The organism is Actinoplanes sp. NPDC048791 (genome assembly GCF_040650095.1).
Lineage (GTDB): Bacteria > Actinomycetota > Actinomycetes > Mycobacteriales > Micromonosporaceae > Actinoplanes.
In genome coordinates, this window is sequence record NZ_JBEZGQ010000813.1 from 1 (window position 1) to 3,823 (window position 3,823).

Sequence of the window (3,823 nt, forward strand, 5' to 3'; positions counted from 1 at the left end):
GGCGCCGCGACGTCGCCCTGGTCCGGGGCCGCCTGAGCGGGATCGTCGGCGACGATCTCGCCGCGCAGTACCGGGCTTGGGCCGGTGAGATGCCGGCCACCGGCGGCCGCACCGACCGGGTGCCGGGCGTCGACGACCTGGTCATCGTGGAAGCGCTGAGCCCCCGGGAGATGGAGGTGCTGCAGAGCATGGCGGCGCTGCTGCCCACCGAGGAGATCGCCGCGACGCTCTACGTGTCGGTGAACACGGTGAAGACCCACGTCCGCAGCATCCTGCGCAAGCTGTCGGCGGGACGGCGCAACGAGGCGGTCCGCCGGGCCCGCTCGCTGGGACTCATCCCTGACGTCACTCACCCGGGATGAGCCACCGGCCGCGGCGATGGCCCAGGCTGGAGACCAGCCGGCAGAAGGAGCACGATGGGCAAGCTCAGATCCGATCGTCAGCTGCGACCGTGGCAGGTCGAACTCCTCAAGCTCCAGCGCTACCTCGAGGACGAGGGCCTGCGCATGATCGTGCTCTTCGAGGGGCGCGACGCGGCCGGCAAGGGCGGCGCGATCCGCCGGGTCACCCGGTACATGAACGAGAAGCACTACCGCGTCGTCGCGCTCGGCCGGCCCAGCGCGGAGCAACGATCACAGTGGTATTTCCAGCGGTACGTGGCGCAGTTCCCGATCGGCGGAGAGATCGTGCTGTTCGATCGCAGCTGGTACAACCGCGCGATGGTCGAACGGGTCTTCGGCTTCTGCAGCCGCAAGGAGTACCAGGACTTCCTGCGCGGGGTGACCGGCTTCGAGCGGGACCTGGTGCGACAGGGCACGGTGCTGGTGAAGCTCTACTTCAGCGTCACCAAGGAGACCCAGGCCCGCCGCTTCGAGCGCCGGCTGACCGACCCGCTGCGCCGGTGGAAGCTCAGCGAGATCGACATGCAGGCGCAGAGCCGCTGGGACGACTTCACCGACCGCAAGTACGAGATGCTGCTGCGGACCAGCACCCGGGCGGCCCCCTGGGTGATCGTCCGCTCGAACGACAAGCAGCAGGCCCGGCTGAACGCGATGAAGGTCATCCTGGGCGCGGTCGACTACAAGGACCGCAACCCCGACCTCGACTTCACGCCCGATCCGCGGATCGTCGTCCCGGGCCGGGAGGAGATCGCCATGATGCAGGCCGAGTTCCGGCGCAACGGCAGGTTCACGGGATGACGGCCCGGCGGACGCAGCGCGGGGGCCGGGCTCATGCTTGAAGCGTCGTACCAGGTCAGGGTGTCCGGGGTCATCCCGGCCGAACTGCTGGCGGAGCTACGCGACCTGACCGTCAGCGTGGAACCGCCCGAGACGGTGCTGCACGGGTCGCTGCCGGACCAGTCCGCGGTCGTGGGGCTCATCTCGCGGCTGCACGGGCTCGGCCTGCGCCTGATCGAGGTGCGCCGGCTGCCCGAGGAGGAGTATCCGCCGCCGCCCGACCCGGCGCGCTGAGCCGGCCCGGCAGCATGGGCCCGGGGGCACTGCGACGGCCGCCGCGACACGGGTACGGCCTCGTCCTGATGCTGATCGTCGCCACCTACGTGCTGGCGCTGCTGCCCGGTGAACGGTGGCTGCCGACGGTGCTGCTGGTCGTGCAGACCGGCACGGTGTGGCAGGCGCTACGGGTGTCGCGGGCCCGGCCGGCGGTCCGGGCCGTGTCCGCCGCCGTCGTCGCACTGGCCCTGGTGGCGGCGGCGTTCGCGCTGTTCGCCCCGGGCACCTCGCTCACCGGGCTGACCTTCCTGGCCGCCGGTGGCCTCTATCTCGTCGCGCCGGTCTCGATCGTGCGTGACCTCGGCGTGCACCGGCGGGTCGACCTGGAGACGATGCTGGGGGCGCTGGCCGCGTACCTGCTCATCGGGATGGCGTTCGGCTTCGCGTACGCCTGTGTCGGGGCCCTGCAGCCGGGCCCGTTGTTCGGCGACGCCGGCGATCCGGCGCTGTCCCAGGCGCTGTTCTTCAGCTTCGTCACGATGACCACGACCGGCTACGGCGACCTCGTGCCGGTGACCAACCCGGCGCAGAGCATCGCCGTGCTGGAGGCCCTGATCGGCCAGCTCTTCCTGGTGACCGCGGTGGCCAAGGTGGTGGAGAACTGGCGGCCACGGGGCTGGCGGCGTACCACCGAGGACACCGGCGAGGCGTCCTGACCACGCTCAGGACGAACGTCCGCCGGATGAGCGCCGCAGCCGCGCGGCCGCCGCCGGGTCACCGACCGCCGGGGCGCCGGGCGCCGGGCTGTGCGCACCGAACCGGGTGGCCCCCGGGCCGGCGCTCACGCCGTGGGCCACCACGCTGAGCAGCACGGTCAGCACGATGGCGGCGACGGCCGGAGCGGCGCTCTCCCCCAGCTCCTCCACCGCCAGCAGCGCGAACACGACCGACGCCAGGCCGCGCGGGCCGAACCAGCCGATGAACACCACGGTACGGGCGCCGAGGCGGGTGCCGATCAGGCTCAGGGCGACCGGGACCATCCGTACGGCGGTCAGGCTCAGCACCGCGTACAGCAGCAGCGCGAGGTCGACCCGGCCGTACAGCAGCGGCACCGCGAACGCGCCGAACAGCAGCCAGACCAGCAGCGACGCCAGCCCGGCGGTCTCCTCCACGTAGAACACCTCACGGGGACCGCCGCGGCCGGCGACCTGACCGAACGCGATGCCACCGGCGAACGCGGCGACGAACCCGTTGCCATGCGCGGCCACAGACGCCGCATACGCGCCCAGGGCCAGGGCCAGCACCGCGGGCCCGGCGAAGCTGTCGTCCGTCCAGCCGCGCCGGCCCGCCGCCCGCAGCAGCCATCCGCCGGACGCGCCGACGATTGCACCGATCAGCGCGCCGCCGGCCAGCTGCAGAACGGCCTGGACCACGGTGGCTTCCTCGTGCCCGTGAGCGGACGCGGCACCGGCCAGCGCGACCAGCACGACCGGGGTGACGATGCCGTCGTTCAGCCCGCTCTCCACGTTGAGGATGCGCCGGATCCGGGCCGGTACCGCCGGATGGGTGATCACGACCGCCCCGAGCGCGGCATCCGTGGGCGCGAGCGCGGCCCCGATGAGCAGCGCGTACCAGGGCAGCGGGGCGTCGAGCAGCAGCCAGGCGCCGGCGGCCCCCGCCACGACGGTCAGCGGCAGGGCGAGGCCGAGGAGCCGGCCGTACACCCCGGCGTCGCTGCGCAGCTCCCGCAGACCGACCCGGGAGGCGTCGGAGAAGAGCACCCAGGCGAGCGTGGCCTCGGTGAGCACCGTGACCCCGGCGGCACCGGCGCCCGCGGGGAGGCCCAGAGCCAGCAGCATGCCGACACCGACGAAGACCATCGGGGCGGTCAGGTCGGCGCGCTCGAGCCTGGCCGAGAACGCCCCCCAGGCGAACACGACGGCCGCGATCAATGCCAGGGCACCCGAGGTCATGCCTTTCATTGCAGCGCAGGACACCGGCGGCGGGGTCACCCGAGCGGGATGAGGTGCCGGACCGGGCCGCCGCAGCACAGTGGGGCCACGGAGGAACCGCATGGAGAACCGGCTCAGCATCCGAGGCAACGCTGTCGAACCCGTCCTGGTGATGTTCCCGCTCGGCCTGCTGGCGGTGGCGGTCGTCCTCGACGTGTTCCAGCTGCTCGGCGGCCCCCGGATCATCGGCACGCTGGCCTACTGCACCGTGGTCGCCGGCCTGCTGGGCGGGATGGCGACGGCACTCGCGGTACGCATCGGCGAGCTGACTGCCGGCGCCCGCGCGGGTACGCGACCGGCGACCCGTCGCTTCCTGCTCGACGCGGGCGTGCTCGTCGTCTTCGCGGTGGTGCTGAT

At 72.7% G+C, this 3,823-nt stretch carries 6 protein-coding genes; 5 read left to right on the forward strand and 1 reads right to left on the reverse strand.

The genetic code is table 11. The features are described from left to right. The 4 genes from AB0C29_RS37570 to AB0C29_RS37585 form a co-directional block, all read left to right on the forward strand. Positions 1-362: LuxR C-terminal-related transcriptional regulator (locus tag AB0C29_RS37570; RefSeq protein WP_360830848.1), on the forward strand; the 362-nt coding region annotated here is incomplete at its 5' end. 54 nt (positions 363-416) lie between these two features. After that, positions 417-1,199, forward strand: a complete 783-nt coding sequence (ppk2, locus tag AB0C29_RS37575; protein ID WP_360830851.1) for a polyphosphate kinase 2 — start codon at positions 417-419, stop codon at positions 1,197-1,199. A 60-nt stretch (positions 1,200-1,259) separates the two neighbouring features. Next, a complete protein-coding gene (locus tag AB0C29_RS37580; RefSeq protein WP_360830854.1) occupies positions 1,260-1,472 on the forward strand; it encodes a hypothetical protein in 213 nt (70 codons plus the stop codon). A gap of 68 nt (positions 1,473-1,540) precedes the next feature. Then, positions 1,541-2,170, forward strand: coding sequence for a potassium channel family protein (locus AB0C29_RS37585; protein WP_360830857.1), 630 nt, complete (start codon positions 1,541-1,543; stop codon positions 2,168-2,170). A gap of 6 nt (positions 2,171-2,176) precedes the next feature. Here the strand turns inward: AB0C29_RS37585 and AB0C29_RS37590 are convergent, their stop codons facing one another. Beyond that, the gene (locus tag AB0C29_RS37590; RefSeq protein WP_360830860.1) at positions 2,177-3,427 is read right to left on the reverse strand and encodes a cation:proton antiporter; all 1,251 of its coding nucleotides are present in this window, start codon (positions 3,425-3,427) and stop codon (positions 2,177-2,179) included. Between the two features lie 100 nt (positions 3,428-3,527). Between AB0C29_RS37590 and AB0C29_RS37595 the strand changes: the two genes are divergently transcribed. After that, positions 3,528-3,823 (forward strand): DUF2231 domain-containing protein (locus AB0C29_RS37595; protein ID WP_360830863.1); only part of this gene is annotated, 296 nt, incomplete at its 3' end.